Raw genomic sequence first — 17,157 nt, forward strand, 5'->3', positions numbered from 1 at the left:
CATCGCCCCGAGAACGACTCGCCACCACCGACTACCGAGAACGACTCGCCACCACCGACTACCGAGAATGACTCGCCACCACCGACTACCGAGAACGACCACAACTCTTTCCGAACGTCGCGTCGAACCCACCGCCAACGGATGGCTGACTTCGACCTCTCGATAGACGAAAAGCGCGTGTACGCCGATAAGTCGGGGAAGAAAACCGCCTACGTCGCCGCGAGCGTCGGCATCGTGAGTGTCGACGTGTCCGACGACCTCGTGGGTGGCTTCCGCATCGACCACAAGTGCGGTCCACGGGACATCGCCGGGTCGCCGGGAGAAGTCGCAGTCGCGACTGCCGAGGACGTGCTATTACTCCAAAACGACGACTACCACGAACTCGACTTCGGTGCGGCCGCGGCCGTCGGCTTCCACCAAAATCGCGTCGTCGCCGCCGACGAATCTGGGCGAATCGCCCGCCTCGGCGACGACGGCTGGACCGATATCGGAACCGTCGAGGGAGTGCGAACTATCGATGGGAGCCTCGTCGCGGCCGCCGACGGCGTCTACCGCATCGCCGACGGTGAACTCGTACACGTTGGGCTGGAAGACGTGTCCGACGTATCCGACCCCGCAGGTCGCCTCGGCGGCGCGGAGGGGACCGCCTACGCCGCAGCCGATTCAGGACTCTATAGGCTCGGAAACGGCTGGATGTCGGAGTTCGAGGGGTCAGTGAGCGTCGTCGCGGCGATGCCCGATGGGCGTGCTCACGCGGTCGGCCCAGATGGCGTTCTGTCACTCGAAGACGGCGCGTGGGTCGCCGACCCGATTCCGCTGGACGAGACGGTCGTCGCGCTTGCTCACGACGCGCGAACCACCTACGCGGTGACCGACGCGGGGTCACTCTGCTTGCGGACCGCCGAGTCCGACTGGCGGACACAGGTCCTCGGACTCGACGCGGTTGGTATCGCAGTGCGCTGACACACGGCTGCGCGCAACGAAAAGCGGTTTTACCCCCCACGAGAGACGGACGAGTATGCTCGTACCCGGCGCATCCTCACAGGCTCTCGCGGCCGCCCTCGCCGACGAACTCGGCGAGTCGCTCGCGGCCGTCGAGTACGACCGATTTCCGGACGGCGAGACGCTCGCGGCGGTCCCCGGTTTCGACGCCGACACCGCGACAATCGTCGCCAGCACCGTCAGCAACGACGCTTACATCGAACTGCTTCAGCTCCAGGACGCCGTCCGCGAGGCTGGTGCCACCGAAGTTACGACGGTCATCCCGTACATGGGCTACGCCCGGCAGGACAAGGCGTTCGAAGTCGGCCACCCCATCTCCGCCCGCGCCGTCGCCCGCGCCGTGAGTACGACCACGGACCGCGTCGTTCTCGTCAATCCCCACGAAGACGCTATTTCCGACTTCTTCGACGTTCCCGTGGACATCGTGGACGCCGCCGGTCGCCTCGCCGAACCGCTTCCGACCCTCGACGACCCGCTTTTCCTCTCGCCCGACGCGGGCGCAATCGAGATTGCAGAGACTGTCCGCGACGCCTACGGCGACGGTGAGACCGACTACTTCGAGAAGGTGCGCCACTCCGGAACCGACGTCGAAATCACGCCGAGCGACGCCGACTTCGAGGGTCGCGACGTGGTCATCACCGACGACATCATCGCCACCGGGACGACCATGAGCGAGGCCGTCTCCGTCCTCGCAGACGGCGGTGCAAAGCGCGTCTTCTGTGCGACCGTCCACCCGCTTCTTGCTCGCAACGCTCGCACGAAACTCTGTCGCGCCGGTATCGAGCGCGTCGTCGGCACCGATACTATCGAACGCGACGTGAGTTCGGTCTCTGTCGCCCCCGCCGTCGCCAACGTGCTCGAACGCTAGCGTATCACACACTCTCTCGCAACGATTTTCTTTCCTCCCCTATCTCAAACCTCTATGGGACGCTACGGAAACCTCGATTATCCCCGACTGGCGAAGACTGGTCTCGGCCTCGGATTCGCGCTGTTCCTCTTCGGCGCGATTGGTGCGAAAGCCGCACTCGCCCTGAGCGGGAACGGCCACATCCCCGGCTGGGAGCGCACACTGTTCTTCGACGCCGAATGGCTCGGCATCGCACTCATCCTGTTTTCGCCCATCATCTTCGGCATCGTTCTGCCCCTCACCGAGTAGATGGTCGGCACGGTAACAGCGTAGATGGCCGACCCGCAATTTCCTGACGCCGAAGCGCGCCTCGTCGTCGAGAGCGACTGCACCCGCTGTCCGGCGCTCGTCGAGTGTCGCAACCGAATCTCGTGGGGCGTTGGTCCGGCGGACGCAACGGTCGTCGTTGTAGGCGAGGCCCCCGGCGCGGGCAACCCCAACGCGGACCGTTGGCAGGGCGGCAACTGGACCGGGATGTCCTACACCGCCCAGCACTCCGGCCGCCGCATCCGCGAGACGATGGCCACCGTCGGCTACGAGGAGGGCGTCTTCTACACGAACGCGGTGAAGTGCTTCCCCTCGGACGGCGAGGGGTCGAACCGCGCGCCCAGCGCCGCGGAGAAAGACAACTGTCTGGACCACCTCGTCACCGAACTCGAAGCCATCGACCCCGACGTGGTGATTCCCACTGGTCGGCACGCCACAGAGAGCGTCTTTTCGCTCGACGATATCTCGCTCGGTGGGTTTCTCGAAACCGTCCTCGAACCCGTCGAGAGCGAGCGATTCGGCTACACTATCGTTCCGCTTCTCCACCCCGCCTACCGCGACGTGTGGCTCTCTCGACTCGGCTACGAATTGGACGAGTATTTCGACGAGTTGGCGCGCCTGCTTCCCTGAGTCGAAAGCCCAAGACTCATCACCCACTCGTGTCAACACGCCCGAAAGACGATGCTCGGCGACATCATCGCGGACGTGATTTTCGACCTCATCATCCACCCGATTTGGAAGGGGTTGGAGTTCATCGGTGGCTCACTCAAGCGCAGCGTCTCGAAGGCCGCAACACAGTTCCGACGGGGTGCCGCCGACGCGAAGTCAGACGAGTCGGAGTGAGTGAGCGAGCGAGCGAGGCGACGGGTAACTAACCCCATTCCCAGCGACGACCCCCACACCAACCACCGAACGACGACTCCCATACAATCCACGGGGTGGGACTGAAAGGGGCCGCGGCGAGGACGAAGGCGTCCGACAGAAGGACCGCAGGCCGGAGGCCGAGGACCGCACCGAGGCCCCCGAGTCCTCGCCGCGGGGGCTTTCGAGGTGTTCACGGAATCGCTGATTGCACAGACGCAGAAGCAACAGCCGGCAGCAAAGTGAACCACGTATGAGAATCGGTGGGAACTTTCTTTTCCTCACCAGTCAACATCCCGCCTATGTCCGACTGCATCTTCTGTGCCATCGCCGCGAAGGATATCCACGGCCGAATCGTCCACGAGACCGAACACTCGCTGGCGTTCCTCGACGTGAACCCCCTCGCACCGGGCCATACGCTCGTCGTGCCGAAGGACCACTACGCTCGCCTCGACGACCTCCCCGAGGAAATTTCGGCGGACCTCTGGCGAACCGTCGACGAACTCGTCCCGCGCGTCGAAGCGGCGGTAGACGCCGACGCGACGAACGTCGGCATGAACAACGGCCCGGCCGCCGGACAGGAAGTCGAACACGTCCACGTCCACATCGTCCCGCGGTTCGAAGGCGACGGCGGCAGCCCCATCCACGCCGTCGGCGGCACGCGACCCGACCTCTCCGACGAGGAACTGGACGACATCGAAGCGGCTATCTCGAACTGATACCCAGACGACGTTTTGGATACCGTTAGTACCCACTATCCACAGATTCACCCACCCGACCGAAGGTATTAATCCGAAAACCGGGCCAGTCGCGGTATGACCGTTCCAACCACCGCGGCGCTCGTCGGGACAACCGGCGGCGCTGGTGCGACGCGCCTCACCTTCGAACTCGCGACGGCCCTCGCTGCCGACGGCCGCGACGTGGCCATCCTCGACACGTCGTTCGCCACGCAGGGACTCTCTGATTACGTCGCGGGCGACCTCTCTCCAGACGCGACGGCACTTCTGACTGACGCCGCGGACGAACCGCTCGGGGCCGGACTCGTCGATGTCGATACTGACACCGACGGCCGAGTCGCGGCCTGTCCCGCCGACGCACCGTTCGAGCGACTGGCACGAGCGATGACTTCCGGTGCGGCGCAGGCGTTCGAGGGACGAATCGAGGAGGCGACCGACGAGTTCGACCACGTGCTCGTTGACGCGCCGCTTTTCGCATCGAACCCGGCTATCGGGGCGGCGACGACCTGCGACCACGTGGCGCTCGTCGCACCCGCGACCGACCGCGGAGCGGACGCAGTCGGCCGACTGACGGCACGTGCGTCGGACGTTGGGGCCGACGTTGACGCCGTGATTTCGACGTTCGGCGCGCTCGACGATGCCGACGTGGTCGTTCCCGAGACCGACGCCGGGGGCGTCGCCGACGCGCCAGCGTGGCGAGACGACGCTGAATTCGCTGCGAGCGTCGCCGCCGTGGCGTCCGTTCTCTTCGATATCGACCTCGCCGACGCGCTCGACTCGGGCGGCGTGCTGTCGTCGGTCAGCGAGTTCGTGACGAAGTAGCCACAGACCGCGAACGAGCAGCGAATGGCTGCTCGGATACGGTTACTCAGCCTCCGCGAGCGGCATCGTATAACAGATTGCCGTCCCGTCGAGGACGAGCGTCCCGTCGTCGCGAGTGACCGTCGTCAAGAGTTCGGTGATGGGTTTGTCGTCGCGAACGGCCGTCACCTCGATGCGGCCGGTTATCGTGTCGCCGGGGCGGACGGGCGCGGTGAAGTCCCAGTTGACGTTGAGAAACACCGACCCCGGTCCGGGGAGGTCCTCGGCGACGAGAGCGTTGAGAATCGAACTCGTGACGCCGCCCTGGACGACGATTTCACCGAACTTCGACGCCTCGGCGACCGCGTCGTCGTAGTGCAGCTGGTTGTAGTCGCCGCTCAGTTCCGAGAATAGCTCGATATCTTCCGACGTAATCGTCCGTGAACGCTCGACCGACTGTCCGATTCGGGGAATACCCTGTGGCCAGACCACAGATGCGTTCGCCTTGGTGGATTCCATGGAAAACTGGTTAGAAACCTGAAATTATAGTTGTGCTGGTTGGTGATGTGGAGAAGAGGGGCAGGGCTTGGCGGCGCGAAAACGGGAGGTGGTGGGGGGAGGCGTTTGTGTCCCGCTAGAACTGCAAGTCGGTGACCGAACTCATGGTTTCGGCCAGTGAATCGCGCTTCGCCACGGCTGCATCGCCGTGGTCGGTGAGCGCACCCTCGACTGCTTCGACGAGGGGGTCGATGGGGTCGTGTGTCTCGATGTACGTCGCTAAGGCGAACTCCGACTCGTCGGCGCGAGTAAGCGCGAGCGCGTCGGCGCGCGAGAGTTGTCCGTCGAGCCAGTCGCGGACGATTCGTCGCGCTTCGGGTGCGAGGGGGTTTACACCGGCTTCGCCGCAGCGATGTAGGACCTTCGCTGCCGTCACCGGAGCGACGCCCGCGGCACGTGCGCTGTCACCGACAGTCGTGCCCGACCCGTATGCCTCGACAACCCTCTCCGCTTCCGCGGGCGCACATGGAAGCGCGTCCGCGTGCGTCTCAAATCGCGTACGGAGTGAAACATCGGTGTCGTCCACAGTCGGGACGCGGCGCGAGTGCTGTTCAGTCGTCGTCGTCTCCAGCGCGGCGGCAATGTCCGACAGCCCCATCGAACCATGCTCTCGCGTTTTACAATAAAAGCGTTACCACTTGCTATCAGAATAGATAGCCGAGCGTATCGGTAACCGGTACGTTCTACATCCCTAAACCACCGATTTTGGGGCGATTTGTCCCGTGTTTAAATACTCCTTCGAGACCAATTTTCAATTGTGATGAGTGAAGCACGTTCCACCCAGGGTTGCCCCGAATGCGATGGACACCTCGGCGTCGAAGCCGGCGAAACGGTCTGCGGCGACTGCGGACTGGTCGTCTCGGAGTACCGCATCGACCACGGCCCCGAGTGGCGCTCGTTCGCGGACGACGACCGGAATCCCGCCCGGACGGGTGCACCGCTCACCCGGTCACGTCACGACCGCGGCCTCTCGACTGAAATCGGTCGCTCGACGCGTATCAAGGGTCGCAAGCGTCGTCAGTTTGCGCGCCTCCGTCGTCAGCACAATCGGGCTCGAATTTCGTCGAAGCGCGAGCGGAATCAGGTGTACGCGTTCACGGAGATTCGTCGCCTCACGAGTGCGCTGTCGCTTCCGAACCACATCCGCGAGCAGGCGTGTGCGCTCTTCGAATCAGCGCAGAACGAAAACCTCCTTCGCGGGCGGTCGCTGGAAGGCTTCGCGGCGGCCTGTGTCTACGCCGCCTGCCGCGTCGCGGGTATCGCCCGTAGCGTCGAGGAAGTCTGCGAAGTTGCGAAGGCAACCGAAGCGGAACACCACGCTGCCTACCGGGCGCTGAACCGCGACCTCGGTCTTCCGGTCGCTCCGACGGACCCGACCGAGTACATTCCGCGCTTCGCGACGAAACTCGGCCTCGACCGCGATGTCGAACGCCGCGCCCGCGAGTACGTCGCAGAAGCGCGCGACGAGGGTATCGTCGCGGGCAAGAACCCCTGCGGGGTCGCCGCTGCGTGTCTCTACACTGCTGCGCGCGACGTTGGCGCGGACTGCACGCAAGCCGACGCCGCGGACGTTGCCGATGTGACCGCCGTCACCCTCCGGAAGACGTACGTCGCGCTCCGTGACTGACCGATTCGAACACTCGTCTGAGACGACCGAACAGCCCCACACACGCGAATAGACTGCCTGGACCGCTCGAAAGACGCGACTCGACGAAACGTCAGCTTCTTCTCACCACCGACAGACCGACACCGACGCAGCGAGTTCCCGAACCTGACTACTGACGAGACTGTTCGGTGCACCGAGAACCGCAGGGTCGAACTCCTCGATTGCTTTGCCGAGTCGTGGGTCCGCTGGAATCGCCGTCGTCGGAGCGCCCAGCACGTCGGCGAACGCATCCACGGGCGGTTCGTCAACGACGCGGTTGACAGCGACGGCAGCGAGTCCACACCCGAGTTCGCGGGCGAGTTCGCGCGTCCGAACCGCGTCGGCCAGTGCGTATCGCTTCGGCGACGCGACGAGGAGACAGGCATCGGCGACAGCGAGCGGAACACCCGCATCGGCACGCATCCCGGCCGGACAGTCGACCACGACATCACCATAGGTTGCTTCAACCGTGCGAAGCGTGTCGGCGAGGCGACGAACGTCGGCGGCGCGGGCACCGGCGAGCGTCCGTCCACACGGGAGTATCGTTACCGGACCGTCCTCTCGAACCGCTTCCACTGGGTCGGCACGGCCCGCTAACACGTCGTGAAGGTCGGGACCGGGCGCGTACGGTAGATTCGCCATTCCGAGGTCGGCGTCGACGACGACCGCATCCAGTTCCGCGCCGAGTTCGAACGACAGCGTCGATTTTCCGACCCCACCTTTGCCGGAGACGACGGCGAGAATCATGCCAGCCTCCGGAGCGCCTCGGTATTCGGGTCGGCGTCGGCCGCGCGGTCCGCGAGTGCGGTTGCGCGGGCAGCGAGTTGCCGGAGTTCGGCACGATCAGCATCAAGCGCTTCGAGCGCGGCCGGCCGAACGGTACTCGACGACAGTGTGTCGGCCGCCTCCGCGACAGAGGCTCCGTCGAGGCGCTCTGCGAGTTCGATTCGGCGCTCGACGGTCTGGAGGAACGACCCAAGGTCGTCGGTTGTCTGAGACAGGTCGGGGGATTCCGTGGTATACTGGGACGGGTCGGGAGATTCCGTGGTGTACTGGGACGGGTCGGGAGATTCCGTGGTGTGCCCCGACGGAGACGACTTCACTGCATCCGGCACGGGAGTCTCTACGGTTGACGGACGCTCCGCTTCGAGTGCTGCTGCAACGTCCTCGTCGGTCGGAGAATCGACGTGTTCCGATTCGCTGGTGGTCTCCGCCTCTTTTCCGACAGTTGCGCCACCGAGTTCGGGGGCAGGGACGACATCGGCAGGCGGACGACACGGACCGAGTTCCCGGATAGCGTCGTCGGGCGAGTGTCGCTTCGGCGGCGTCTCCGAGTCTGCGCGGCCGAGTACGTCCACCGACACTGCGTCGTCGGGGGCGGACGAGAGACTGTCGCCGTCTTCGTTGCAACCGGGGCAGGCATACCCAAGTGAAAGCGTCGAATCGGCGGGAACGACGCCCTCAAACCCGGTTTCGTCCCAACCATCTTCGGGAACGCCCGACCGATGGGGTGGTAAGACCGGTCCGTCGAGTCGATTCCGCAGTCGGACCCGCTGGTCGACGGACGTGGTGTTGTCGAATCGGACCGTGACGAGTGCCACGGCGTCGGAGACAGACACGTCGACATCGAAATCCATGGCGGCGATGGCCGCCCCTTCGTATATAAATCGATGCCCGAAGAGGGACAGCAGTGTCTGCTGGTAGATGTGTTCTCAAAGTACCTGCTGGAAGATTCGCTCTCAAACCCGGATGACGGGCACGTCGAGTTCACGCGTAGCAGTTTGGGCATCTGGGAAAATCCGCGTCGTCAAAACAACCGGTGCGCGGAACTCAGCGAGTGTGACCGCTGCGAGCGCGGAGACGACGCTTTCGGGTTGGGGTGTTCCCGAGTCGTCGACCCATTCTGCGAGTTCTCGAACCGCATCGTCGAACTCTGCTCGGAGCACCTCGGCCAGCGACCGTCTGGCTTCTCGGCGGCGGTTGTCCAGCGCGTCTCGGAGACGAAGGCGTTCTTCCCGCGTGTCCCGCGCGCTGCGTGCGTCACGTTCGAGCGCCGAAAGCCGCTGTTCGGCGGCGATGCGCTCTGTCTCGACCTCCGAGAGCGTCGTCGTGGCCTCGACGAGGTCGGATTTGACCGCCGAAGCCGCCTCCTCGTCGTCGGACTCTCGGTGGGCGTTCAACCGACCGCGGAGCGTGGCCACGCGCTCGCGAAGACGGGCCTCGTCGTCGCCTGCCTCGGCGAGTCGGCGACGGGCCGCCCGAAGCGACTCCGCGGCGTCTCCCGCGTCGGTGTCGGCCGCGATATCCGCGAGACGGGCTTCGATTCGGTCGATTTCGTCGTCTACCGGCGTGGTGAGTCCGCGAGAACGTCCGACGGCGGCGAGCACCGGCGTGTGCGAGAAGTTCGGAACCGGAATCACGGCGAGTCGGTCGTGTCCGGGACCGGGTTCGGGACAGTCGATACAGAGTCCGTCGCCGTCGAACGCCGGATTTCGAACTGCGGCGACCACGGTGTCGGCGTCGATGTCGAAGTCAGAGAGGTCGATTCCGCGCCCTCGAACGGTCGTCTCGTCGGGGAGTCGGACCCTCATAGGTCGCGGGTGCGCATCTCATCGGGCGACGGGTGGTCCGTCCCCGACGCGAACTTCCGGTAGGGCGTCGACGGCGACTCACGAGTTTCGTACGCGCTGGCAGCCTCGCGAACCGACTCGGGGACTTCGGCGAACTCGTTGAACGGTTCGGTGCGTTCGAGTTGCACGTCCGCGCCGTGTTTCGCCTGCAAGCGCAGCGCGAGAAACGCCCCCAACTCCGTCTCCTCGAAGAGCGCGGCCCGTCCGAACCGACGGACGACAGTCTCGTCGTGGGTGCGGCAGATGTTTCGCAGCGTCGTTCGCGCCGCCTTCGAGTAAGTCACGACCAGCAGCACGCCCGGTGGGTCACGGAGTCGGAAGAAAAATGGTTCGACAACGGCCCGGCGAAACTCCGAGTGTGGACTTCAGACGCGTTCGACCGAGAAGTCGATGCTGTCGGCTGAATCTGCGGCTTCGGCGAGCAGGTCACGAACGCGCGTGGCGGCTTCCGACTCGGTGGCCGCGAGGACGACAATCCCTTCTGCTCGCTCGTCTCCGACGGCCTTCCACGCGTCGAGCGTGTTGTCGCCGGTGTCCGTCTCGAACTCCGTTGCGAACGTCCGGAGGACGGTTACGACGCGTCGTTCTGTGCTGGCGAGGTCGGACTCACCCGACTCGAAGTCGCGGATGGCGTCCTCGATGTTCCGGAGGGCGGAGATGCGGTCCATCTACGTCGCCCGATACACGTCGCCGCGCGGTTCGTAGATGTCGCCTTTCATCTTGAGCTTCTCCAGTTGGTCGCCGACCGTCTTCTCGTCCATGTTCAACTCGGCGTTGGCGCGCTCGACGACCTCTTCGTGTGGGGCACCCTCTTCGTACTCTTCTTGCATGTTGCGAATGAGTTCGAGCAGGTTCTTGATGCGGTCGCGCTGGGTCTTCGAGCGACCCGTCTCGACGATGTCGGCGTCGAACTCGCCCGTCTCGGGGTCCATCCCGATGTCGCGCAGACACGATTCGACAATGCCGGTGACGCGTTCTGCGTCCTCGGCGGTCACCTTGTCCGAGAGCCGAACGCGGGCCGAGGCCTCCGAGAGGCGAACGAGGGCTTCGAGTTTCCGGGCTGTGACCGGGACTGGTGCGTCCTCGTCGGCCCCGCGGGCGCGGAAGTCCACGTAGAAGTCGCGGATGATGTTCTTCGCCTCCTCGGTCAGCGTCGGGTAGCAAGTCCGCTTGGAGTAGGCGATGTACTTCCGGAGGAGTTCGGCGTCGATGTCGGGGGCGACTTCGTCCGTGACAGAGTTTACCTGCTCTTCGGTGAACTCGGAGTTCGCGACGTTCGTCCGCTGGGTGTTCAACTCACCGGCGTAGTTCGTCTTGATGATGTGTTCTGCGAGTTCGGCGTCGGTGTCTGGGTCGGGGTCGTCTGTGACCGTGAAGATGAGGTCGAAGCGGGAGATGAGCGCCGGTTCGAGGTCGATTTGCTCACCGATGGGTTCGTACTGGTCGAAACGACCGTACTTCGGGTTTGCCGCGCCGAGCAGCGAACATCGCGACTTGAGCGTCGCGTTGATGCCCGCCTTGGAGACCGAAATCTGCTGTTGCTCGAGGCCCTCGTGCATTGCAGAGCGGTCCTCAGAGTTGTGGACGATCATGCCGTTCGCAACGAAGTTGTGGGTTCCTTCGACTGTGAGGTCATATACACGCGTCTCGGCGTCAGCGCTCACAGCAGAGCGCTCAACGCTTTCAACCGAAGCAAGTGAAGTCGTCAGTGGGTCGTCTGTTGACGGTTCGGATTGGATTGTCTTTGTCCCTCCATCAGAAGCAACGAAGGAGTCACTATCTGGGACGTAAACTTGGTCACCTGCTACGAGGTCCTCAGCAGGACGTTCGACTCGTTCTCCCTCCTCGAATACGAAGAACGGGTGGTCCGGGGTCGACGTAAGCTGTTCACCAGACTCAAGAGTCACCTGCGTCAATTCGTCCGGCGCATCATACTCGTGAATCGCTGTGACCGGGCGAGTCACCAGTGTCCCGTCCTCGGCCATCGTCCATGCTTCGGCGTCCACGTTTCGAATCGTCCGACCATTCGGCAATTCTTCAATAGAGCCTGTACGTGCCGCGTCGTGTGCAAGGTCTCTGATGCGTCGGATTCCACCGTCGGCGAGGTGGACAAGCGAATCGCCAGTCACACATCGCATCTTGTCGAGTTCGTCGACGGCCGCAATCCCCTTGTCGGCGAGGACGAGCGCACCCGCTTCGAGTGTCCACTGCTGGCCGTCGCCGAAGTCGTCGCGGACGGCGGCGGCGGTGTTGTGGGTCACGATACCGTTGCCAACGAAATTGTGTGTTTCGGGGACTGTCAAGTCAAACACTTCCCGCTCACCGACAGCCGCCGAATCGATGACGCGGTCCCACCGGAGGTCGGCATCAACTGCCTCACGAATAGCAGATTCCGCATCCCCGAGGTCGACATTCTCGAGAATCTCTTTCGCACGTCCACGCCCCGGATTATCGCCACGAGAGACGTTCGTATGATATGCACCGCCCGCACCATCAGTTGCGACCAATGCTGAGCCGACAGGAATCGTTTCCTCTCGTCGCCGCGCGGCGTTCGTGATTTTATCAAGCGCTTGTTGTTTGGCTTCGACATCGAATCCAATCTCGTCGGCATACCGCTCGATGTTCGAACCATACATCTCCAGGAAGTGCTGGACGTGCTTCGATTCGATTGTGTGACCGTTCGCAAGCTCAGACGTTCCACGCCGGTCGCGCTCACGTCGACGCGCACGAATACCGTACGTCTCCAGCATCAGCTGCACTTGCTCGGCAAGCGGTTCGCTGATAGTAGAAATGAGAATGCTCGATCCGCCGTTTTCACGGACCGAAACGGAGCCGTCAGCATCCATCAGCCCTCGGAGGAATGCGTCAGCGTGCGCCGCCGTCGTCAGTTCGGGTGCGAGTTCCAGATCGACCTTTGGCGTTTCCATTCCGGCGTTTGCGAAGAGCCGTGCAATCGTCGCACTGCTCACCCTGATACACGGTACCCGCTCGGACTGACGCTCAATCTCCGGATGTTTGTCGAACTTGTCGGCAAAGATCGCTTTCGCTCGTTCTAACAGCGCCTCGTCACTGTTCGAAATCCGGACCAGTCCACGGTTACCGCCACGCCGGTCGAGAGAGATATCACCGTCGCCGAAGACAAGCCCGAGGAGGTACATGAGGTCCTCGTCGAACGTCTCCGGAACAGTGATACTGTCCCCGTGACGGATCATTACGCGGTCGAAGTCTATGGCGTCACGGGTCAGTTCGACAGCATCAAGCATCCTATCGAGTTTCGAGAGAGGTATGTGACGGTTCCGGAGGGAATCGTATACGAAGTCCTCTGAGAGGTCGAGCGCGGCTGCTGCGGCCCGTAGGTGGCCGAACCGTCCACATAGTTCGTCTCGAACGAGTTCGATAGACTCCTCAGAGAGTTTCACCTTCTCGGTCGTCAGTTCGAGGAAGTCTCGAACAGGAACTTCAGAACGTTCGAGTTCACCATACTTCGGGACTGCAACAAACTGTCCCGGCTCAATGTCCGAGATATCGACCCACTCGATACCCTGTTTTCCACACGTCAGAACAGGCGTGTTTTCGGACGCTGTGAGCGTCTTTCCGTGTGCGGTCTCGATGCGTCGGCACGGCTTTTTCGGCATACGCCAGACGTGCGAGGATTGTCGCTCGGTCATCTCGCCCGCGTTCCTATCAAACGTCTGTATTCCCACCTGTTTCCCCGCGCTCGTCTCTTCTGATACTGGTTTGGGGTGTTCGTCGAGTGCGACAGTTTCGATTTCGCGGAATCCGTCTTCGGTGTGGATTCGGGTGTCACCAGTCACACAGAGACCAGCAGACGAGGACCCCTTACCAGAGGTGTAGACGGAGCGTGGTGCGATGTGTCTGATATATGACAGCATCTGGGAGTTGTGCGAGACGAGTCCGTTGGAAACGTAGCTGTGGGTTCCTTCGACTTCGAGGTCGTAGACCCACTCTTCTGTGGGTTCGACGCGTTCGATAGAGTCGATTCGCTCCCATCCGATGTCGCCATCGACGAGCGATCGGAGTTCTGAAACACGGTCCGTGACCGACGTTCCGCCGTCTGCGAGGGCATGCGAATCGACGCCGTCGGTCGTTCGAATCGCATCCTCGAACGAGGAGACGACACACGAGAGGCTCTCACGGCTCGGGTTGCGGTCGCCGCGTTCGTAGTGCTGATACGTCGACCTCGGCAGCCCACAATCGGCTTGCGTCAGTCCGAGCGCCTCACGAAGGTCACGAAGCTCGCCGCCAGCCGGCACGACATCGGTGTTGGTGTTGCTCTCGACGGCAGCGTATTCCTCACATGCGACCGATTTTCGCTCGGTGACGAACCCAACCTTCGCGACGTACTTCTCGAAGTCATCGCCGCTGATTCGGAGCCGGTAGCTCCCGTTGTTACGCGGGCGAAGTTGTGAACTGATACCCGACGCGAGCAAGAGAGTCCGGACGTCTTCAAGGAGGCCGCGACTCATCGAGGCGACAGTTATCTCTCGCTGCGTTGCCGAGACGTGACCTTCGCCTTCGATAAATGCACGGACGAACGCCCGTCCAGTTTCGGAACTCGCAGACATCACCGCTTCAGGGATGCGTTGACTGTCGGAGCCTGCGAGAAGTGACGGCGAGAGGTTCGCGAGGAAGCTGACGAACTCTCCCGAGCCGCAGATAACCTCACGAGCGGATTTCCCATCGTGGGGCGACCGCTCGAAAAAATTCAGTCCCAATCGGTCGAAGGCGTCGGCTACGTCGTCCAACACCTCGCGGTCGTTGTTCGTCACAGAGACGAACCCAGTAGCGTCGTCGCGCTGTTCGACGTACCCCTCTGCAACGATGTAGCCAACGAGTCGGGCAAGCCACGGCGTCCACTCGTCCGGCAGGTCGAGACGAACTGCGTTGTACGACTTCGACCGTCGGAAGTCGACCTTGATGTCGTCGGTGCCGGTCGTCGGAAGCGAACTCGGTGCTGCGACGAATTCGCCCTCGGTCAATTCGTCGGCACGAACAGCAGTAGTCATCCCTCCATCGCGGATGAAGAGCGGATGAGAGGGGGTCGCTGTGAGTTCCCGGCCAGTGTTTGTTCGGATACGTAGCAAGTGGTCTGGCGCTTCACGCTTCCAAACTTTCGTCGCTTGCCGAGAGGTCAACGTCCCGTCGGGGGCGAGAGACGGGACCTCGAAGTTCGCGCTGTCCCACACGCCGTCGTCGATTGGTTTCGGGTCATCGAGATTCGACTCGACCAACTCTCGAATCGGCACGTCACGACCATCGGTAAGCGTCACCCGCGTATCGCCGGTGACGCACTTCCCCGTACCGGGGTCCCCTATCAACAGCATATGCAGGTCGCCGCGAATCCGAGAGCCGTCGGGGAGGTGTTTGGTGACGCCCGAGAACAGTTGGAGAATCATGGCGAGTTTCTCCTGTTCGTAGCCGTAGATGGCCGGTGCCACGGAATCGACCATCTTCTCGTAGATGTCGGGTTCGTTCGAGAGTTCGACGATTTCGGCCACGTCGTCGTCGGTAATCTCCATGTCCTCGAACTCCTCGTCTTCGATAGAGAGCGCGATACCCTCCATGTAGTAGTCGAAGACGGGCGTCTTCTCGTTGCCCGAAGTCTGTTGTTCGATGTGGAGGATACCGACGACGGTGACGTGGTCACCGGCGGTGACTTTTCCGGTGACGTCGTCCGCGAGATTGATGTCGATGCTCTGTGGCGTCTCGCCCCCGCGCAGGCCCTCGGGGGATTCTTGGACGCGCAGTTTCTGTGAGTCGACGAAGTTCGACTGGTCGAATTCGATGCGGAACGGCCCCTGTCGTTCACACCCCTGACACTCGTGGGGTTCCTGAAAGCCGCCGTCGCCCTGCGGGATGTAACTCATCGTCCCGCAGCGCTGGCACTCGAAGGCCGCCTCCGTAATCTTCGGGCGCACGTCCGTCGCCTTGCGGACGATTCCTTGGACGGCGATGAGCGTCCCGATGTGGTCGTCGTTGACCCGGATGTTGCGGATGTCGATGGTGTCCGGCAGGTTCTGCATCCGGACGTGTGCCTGTCCGAGTTTGACATCCGCCGGAAGGTCGAACAGTCGCAGTGCCTCCTCCGCGTACTCCTGATACTGCCCGGGTTTCGTGACGTAGTCGTCTGCGAGTTCCGAGTCGAACGTATACAGGTCGTCATAGTCGATGTACAGAGAGCGCTTTTCTTTCGGATACTGCTGGGCCAGTTCACCGATTTTCTCCCGGTAGTAGTTGCGGTAGAACTGGATGAACCGCTCTGTGAGTTCTCGATTTTGAGGGGCCTGCGACATCGCAGATGGGTATGTTCCCAATCGGTTAAGAACCTTCGTCGTCGGACGAGAAGAACAGGTCCGAAGACCTGCGGTTAGAACGAAACGTCCGTCTCGATGTCCTCGGTCGCTTCTTTGAGACCGTCACGGCGTGCCTCGTCGACCAGTCGACCCGAAAGGGCGTCGTCGGTGAGGAGGTCCGCGAAGTCGTCGCGGAAGCGATGGTTCACCCGCGTCGAGCGGAGGTCTGCCTCGGCGACGGGTCGGAACTCGCGGACGAGCGCCACGTCTACGTCGAGCGCGTCGGCAATCGCACCGTCGTCTTTCCCTTCGACCAGCAGTTTGTCGAGACGGTCAATCTCGAAGGGAGCGTCGCGGTCCGCGTCGCGGACAAGGTGCAGGTCGAAGCGGGCGGCCCGGACCGTCTCCGGCGACACGCCGAGTTCGAGCGCGAGGTCGTCGTCGCTGTCGCCGTCGAAGTAGCCCACGACCAGACTGACGAGCGCGTCGTCATCGAAGTCGGTGTCGAAGTCGTAGCGCTCGCGCATCGTGGTCACGAGGTCACGGACGCGTTTGCGAACTGCTTCGGGGTCGTCGACGTTCGCCAGCGACCCGCGGGATTCGGACTGCCGCTCTGTCACGGTGTCCGACCCGGTCGTCTCGACGAAGATATCGCGGAGTTCGGCAGTCTTGTCGTCCATATGGGGGATATGACACCGCGAACGTCTTTAATCGTACTGACGGCTCCCGTACGTACTAGTAACGTCTTGGTGAGAGACGAGACCCCTTGATAGCCCGCCGAATACCGGGGGATTGGACGTGAGAAGTGCCGTAAACCGATATCTTAAACTGTGTTTACGGAACAGCCAGAGGCATGGCAACTGAACACGAGTCGGTCGAACTCGTCGGCGACGAAATCGTCGCTAACGTCGCCCGCGCCGCCCTGTTCGCGGCGCTCATGGGCGCTGGCGCGTTCGTATCGTTCCCCAATCCAATCTCACCCATTCCGGTGACGATGCAGATGCTCGTCGTCTTCCTCGCGGGCATCTTTCTCGGACCCATCTGGGGCGGCACCTCGATTGTCCTGTATCTCGCCGCTGGTGCGCTCGGTGCACCGGTCTTCGCCGGTGGGTCTGCTGGTTTCGGCGCACTCGTCGGGCCAACCGCAGGCTTCCTCTGGTCGTTCCCCATCGCCGCCGCAGTCACGGGAGCCATCGTCCACGGTGGCGCGACGCTCGGAGACTACCGCGTCAGCACCGTCCGTCTCGTCGGCGCGATGGTCGCTGCGACCGCCGTCGTCTACGCACTCGGAACAGTCGGCTTCGCGTTCGTCCAAGATGTCAGCCTCGTCACGTCCTTCGGGGCCGTCGCCGCGGCGTTCATCCCCGCCGAGGCGTTCAAGATTGCTGCCGCCATCGGCATCGTCCGCTCCGACGCAATCGCGGCACACTAATCG

General features: G+C 62.9%; 18 protein-coding genes. 9 read left to right on the top strand and 9 right to left on the bottom strand.

The genetic code is table 11. From position 1 onward, the window contains the following. Window positions 1–141: 141 nt before the first annotated feature. From ACH9L7_RS11935 to ACH9L7_RS11965, 7 genes are all read left to right on the top strand, one after another. On the top strand, window positions 142–963 hold the full coding sequence (locus ACH9L7_RS11935) for a hypothetical protein (RefSeq protein ID WP_396610922.1): 822 nt from the start codon (window positions 142–144) through the stop codon (window positions 961–963). Between the two features lie 55 nt (window positions 964–1,018). Continuing rightward, the gene (locus tag ACH9L7_RS11940) at window positions 1,019–1,870 is read left to right on the top strand and encodes a ribose-phosphate diphosphokinase (RefSeq protein ID WP_396610923.1); all 852 of its coding nucleotides are present in this window, start codon (window positions 1,019–1,021) and stop codon (window positions 1,868–1,870) included. Window positions 1,871–1,924: 54 nt separating this feature from the next. Further along, on the top strand, window positions 1,925–2,158 hold the full coding sequence (locus ACH9L7_RS11945; protein WP_396610924.1) for a hypothetical protein: 234 nt from the start codon (window positions 1,925–1,927) through the stop codon (window positions 2,156–2,158). Window positions 2,159–2,182: 24 nt separating this feature from the next. Beyond that, entirely contained in the window at window positions 2,183–2,806 is a 624-nt protein-coding gene (locus ACH9L7_RS11950; RefSeq protein WP_396610925.1) for a uracil-DNA glycosylase family protein, read from the top strand. A 51-nt stretch (window positions 2,807–2,857) separates the two neighbouring features. After that, entirely contained in the window at window positions 2,858–3,019 is a 162-nt protein-coding gene (locus tag ACH9L7_RS11955) for a hypothetical protein (RefSeq protein WP_396610926.1), read from the top strand. A 320-nt stretch (window positions 3,020–3,339) separates the two neighbouring features. Then, the gene (locus ACH9L7_RS11960) at window positions 3,340–3,756 is read left to right on the top strand and encodes an HIT family protein (RefSeq protein ID WP_396610927.1); all 417 of its coding nucleotides are present in this window, start codon (window positions 3,340–3,342) and stop codon (window positions 3,754–3,756) included. Window positions 3,757–3,852: 96 nt separating this feature from the next. After that, a complete protein-coding gene (locus tag ACH9L7_RS11965; RefSeq protein ID WP_396610928.1) occupies window positions 3,853–4,596 on the top strand; it encodes a ParA family protein in 744 nt (247 codons plus the stop codon). Between the two features lie 42 nt (window positions 4,597–4,638). Here the strand turns inward: ACH9L7_RS11965 and ACH9L7_RS11970 are convergent, their stop codons facing one another. Together ACH9L7_RS11970 and ACH9L7_RS11975 are read right to left on the bottom strand one after the other, a co-directional pair. Then, the gene (locus ACH9L7_RS11970) at window positions 4,639–5,094 is read right to left on the bottom strand and encodes a MaoC family dehydratase (protein ID WP_396610929.1); all 456 of its coding nucleotides are present in this window, start codon (window positions 5,092–5,094) and stop codon (window positions 4,639–4,641) included. Between the two features lie 115 nt (window positions 5,095–5,209). Next, window positions 5,210–5,731, bottom strand: a complete 522-nt coding sequence (locus ACH9L7_RS11975) for a hypothetical protein (RefSeq protein WP_396610930.1) — start codon at window positions 5,729–5,731, stop codon at window positions 5,210–5,212. 162 nt (window positions 5,732–5,893) lie between these two features. Here ACH9L7_RS11975 and ACH9L7_RS11980 point away from each other — a divergent pair, with 162 nt between their 5' ends. After that, window positions 5,894–6,760 (top strand): transcription initiation factor IIB family protein, encoded by an 867-nt coding sequence (locus ACH9L7_RS11980; RefSeq protein ID WP_396610931.1) that lies wholly within the window; start codon window positions 5,894–5,896, stop codon window positions 6,758–6,760. Between the two features lie 102 nt (window positions 6,761–6,862). Here the strand turns inward: ACH9L7_RS11980 and ACH9L7_RS11985 are convergent, their stop codons facing one another. From ACH9L7_RS11985 to ACH9L7_RS12015, 7 genes are all read right to left on the bottom strand, one after another. Next, on the bottom strand, window positions 6,863–7,525 hold the full coding sequence (locus ACH9L7_RS11985) for a chromosome partitioning protein ParA (protein WP_396610932.1): 663 nt from the start codon (window positions 7,523–7,525) through the stop codon (window positions 6,863–6,865). Further along, window positions 7,522–8,415 carry a hypothetical protein gene (locus ACH9L7_RS11990; RefSeq protein ID WP_396610933.1) on the bottom strand — a complete coding sequence of 298 codons (894 nt, stop codon included), beginning with the start codon at window positions 8,413–8,415 and terminating at the stop codon, window positions 7,522–7,524. Before ACH9L7_RS11990 ends, ACH9L7_RS11985 begins: the two co-directional genes overlap by 4 nt. A 102-nt stretch (window positions 8,416–8,517) precedes the next feature. After that, a complete protein-coding gene (locus ACH9L7_RS11995) occupies window positions 8,518–9,369 on the bottom strand; it encodes a hypothetical protein (RefSeq protein WP_396610934.1) in 852 nt (283 codons plus the stop codon). Next, window positions 9,366–9,704 carry a hypothetical protein gene (locus tag ACH9L7_RS12000; protein WP_396610935.1) on the bottom strand — a complete coding sequence of 113 codons (339 nt, stop codon included), beginning with the start codon at window positions 9,702–9,704 and terminating at the stop codon, window positions 9,366–9,368. Before ACH9L7_RS12000 ends, ACH9L7_RS11995 begins: the two co-directional genes overlap by 4 nt. Window positions 9,705–9,773: 69 nt before the next feature. Continuing rightward, a complete protein-coding gene (locus ACH9L7_RS12005) occupies window positions 9,774–10,076 on the bottom strand; it encodes a hypothetical protein (protein WP_396610936.1) in 303 nt (100 codons plus the stop codon). After that, on the bottom strand, window positions 10,077–15,722 hold the full coding sequence (locus ACH9L7_RS12010; RefSeq protein ID WP_396610937.1) for an LAGLIDADG family homing endonuclease: 5,646 nt from the start codon (window positions 15,720–15,722) through the stop codon (window positions 10,077–10,079). A 74-nt stretch (window positions 15,723–15,796) separates the two neighbouring features. Then, the gene (locus tag ACH9L7_RS12015; RefSeq protein WP_396610938.1) at window positions 15,797–16,402 is read right to left on the bottom strand and encodes a conditioned medium-induced protein 4; all 606 of its coding nucleotides are present in this window, start codon (window positions 16,400–16,402) and stop codon (window positions 15,797–15,799) included. A gap of 173 nt (window positions 16,403–16,575) precedes the next feature. Between ACH9L7_RS12015 and ACH9L7_RS12020 the strand changes: the two genes are divergently transcribed. Further along, window positions 16,576–17,154, top strand: coding sequence for a biotin transporter BioY (locus tag ACH9L7_RS12020; protein WP_396610939.1), 579 nt, complete (start codon window positions 16,576–16,578; stop codon window positions 17,152–17,154). The last annotated feature ends 3 nt before the right edge of the window (window positions 17,155–17,157 follow it).

Origin of the sequence: Haloferax sp. S1W, from assembly GCF_044593955.1 — an archaeon.
Taxonomy (GTDB): Archaea; Halobacteriota; Halobacteria; order Halobacteriales; family Haloferacaceae; genus Haloferax.

Bases quoted from the DNA above. Each gene is read 5' to 3' on its own strand.
- ACH9L7_RS11935 (WP_396610922.1), top strand. From the start codon at position 142: ATGGCTGACTTCGACCTCTCGATAGACGAAAAGCGCGTGTACGCCGAT.
- ACH9L7_RS11940 (WP_396610923.1), top strand. From the start codon at position 1,019: ATGCTCGTACCCGGCGCATCCTCACAGGCTCTCGCGGCCGCCCTCGCC.
- ACH9L7_RS11945 (WP_396610924.1), top strand. From the start codon at position 1,925: ATGGGACGCTACGGAAACCTCGATTATCCCCGACTGGCGAAGACTGGT.
- ACH9L7_RS11950 (WP_396610925.1), top strand. From the start codon at position 2,183: ATGGCCGACCCGCAATTTCCTGACGCCGAAGCGCGCCTCGTCGTCGAG.
- ACH9L7_RS11955 (WP_396610926.1), top strand. From the start codon at position 2,858: ATGCTCGGCGACATCATCGCGGACGTGATTTTCGACCTCATCATCCAC.
- ACH9L7_RS11960 (WP_396610927.1), top strand. From the start codon at position 3,340: ATGTCCGACTGCATCTTCTGTGCCATCGCCGCGAAGGATATCCACGGC.
- ACH9L7_RS11965 (WP_396610928.1), top strand. From the start codon at position 3,853: ATGACCGTTCCAACCACCGCGGCGCTCGTCGGGACAACCGGCGGCGCT.
- ACH9L7_RS11970 (WP_396610929.1), bottom strand. From the start codon at position 5,094: ATGGAATCCACCAAGGCGAACGCATCTGTGGTCTGGCCACAGGGTATT.
- ACH9L7_RS11975 (WP_396610930.1), bottom strand. From the start codon at position 5,731: ATGGGGCTGTCGGACATTGCCGCCGCGCTGGAGACGACGACGACTGAA.
- ACH9L7_RS11980 (WP_396610931.1), top strand. From the start codon at position 5,894: ATGAGTGAAGCACGTTCCACCCAGGGTTGCCCCGAATGCGATGGACAC.
- ACH9L7_RS11985 (WP_396610932.1), bottom strand. From the start codon at position 7,525: ATGATTCTCGCCGTCGTCTCCGGCAAAGGTGGGGTCGGAAAATCGACG.
- ACH9L7_RS11990 (WP_396610933.1), bottom strand. From the start codon at position 8,415: ATGGATTTCGATGTCGACGTGTCTGTCTCCGACGCCGTGGCACTCGTC.
- ACH9L7_RS11995 (WP_396610934.1), bottom strand. From the start codon at position 9,369: ATGAGGGTCCGACTCCCCGACGAGACGACCGTTCGAGGGCGCGGAATC.
- ACH9L7_RS12005 (WP_396610936.1), bottom strand. From the start codon at position 10,076: ATGGACCGCATCTCCGCCCTCCGGAACATCGAGGACGCCATCCGCGAC.
- ACH9L7_RS12010 (WP_396610937.1), bottom strand. From the start codon at position 15,722: ATGTCGCAGGCCCCTCAAAATCGAGAACTCACAGAGCGGTTCATCCAG.
- ACH9L7_RS12015 (WP_396610938.1), bottom strand. From the start codon at position 16,402: ATGGACGACAAGACTGCCGAACTCCGCGATATCTTCGTCGAGACGACC.
- ACH9L7_RS12020 (WP_396610939.1), top strand. From the start codon at position 16,576: ATGGCAACTGAACACGAGTCGGTCGAACTCGTCGGCGACGAAATCGTC.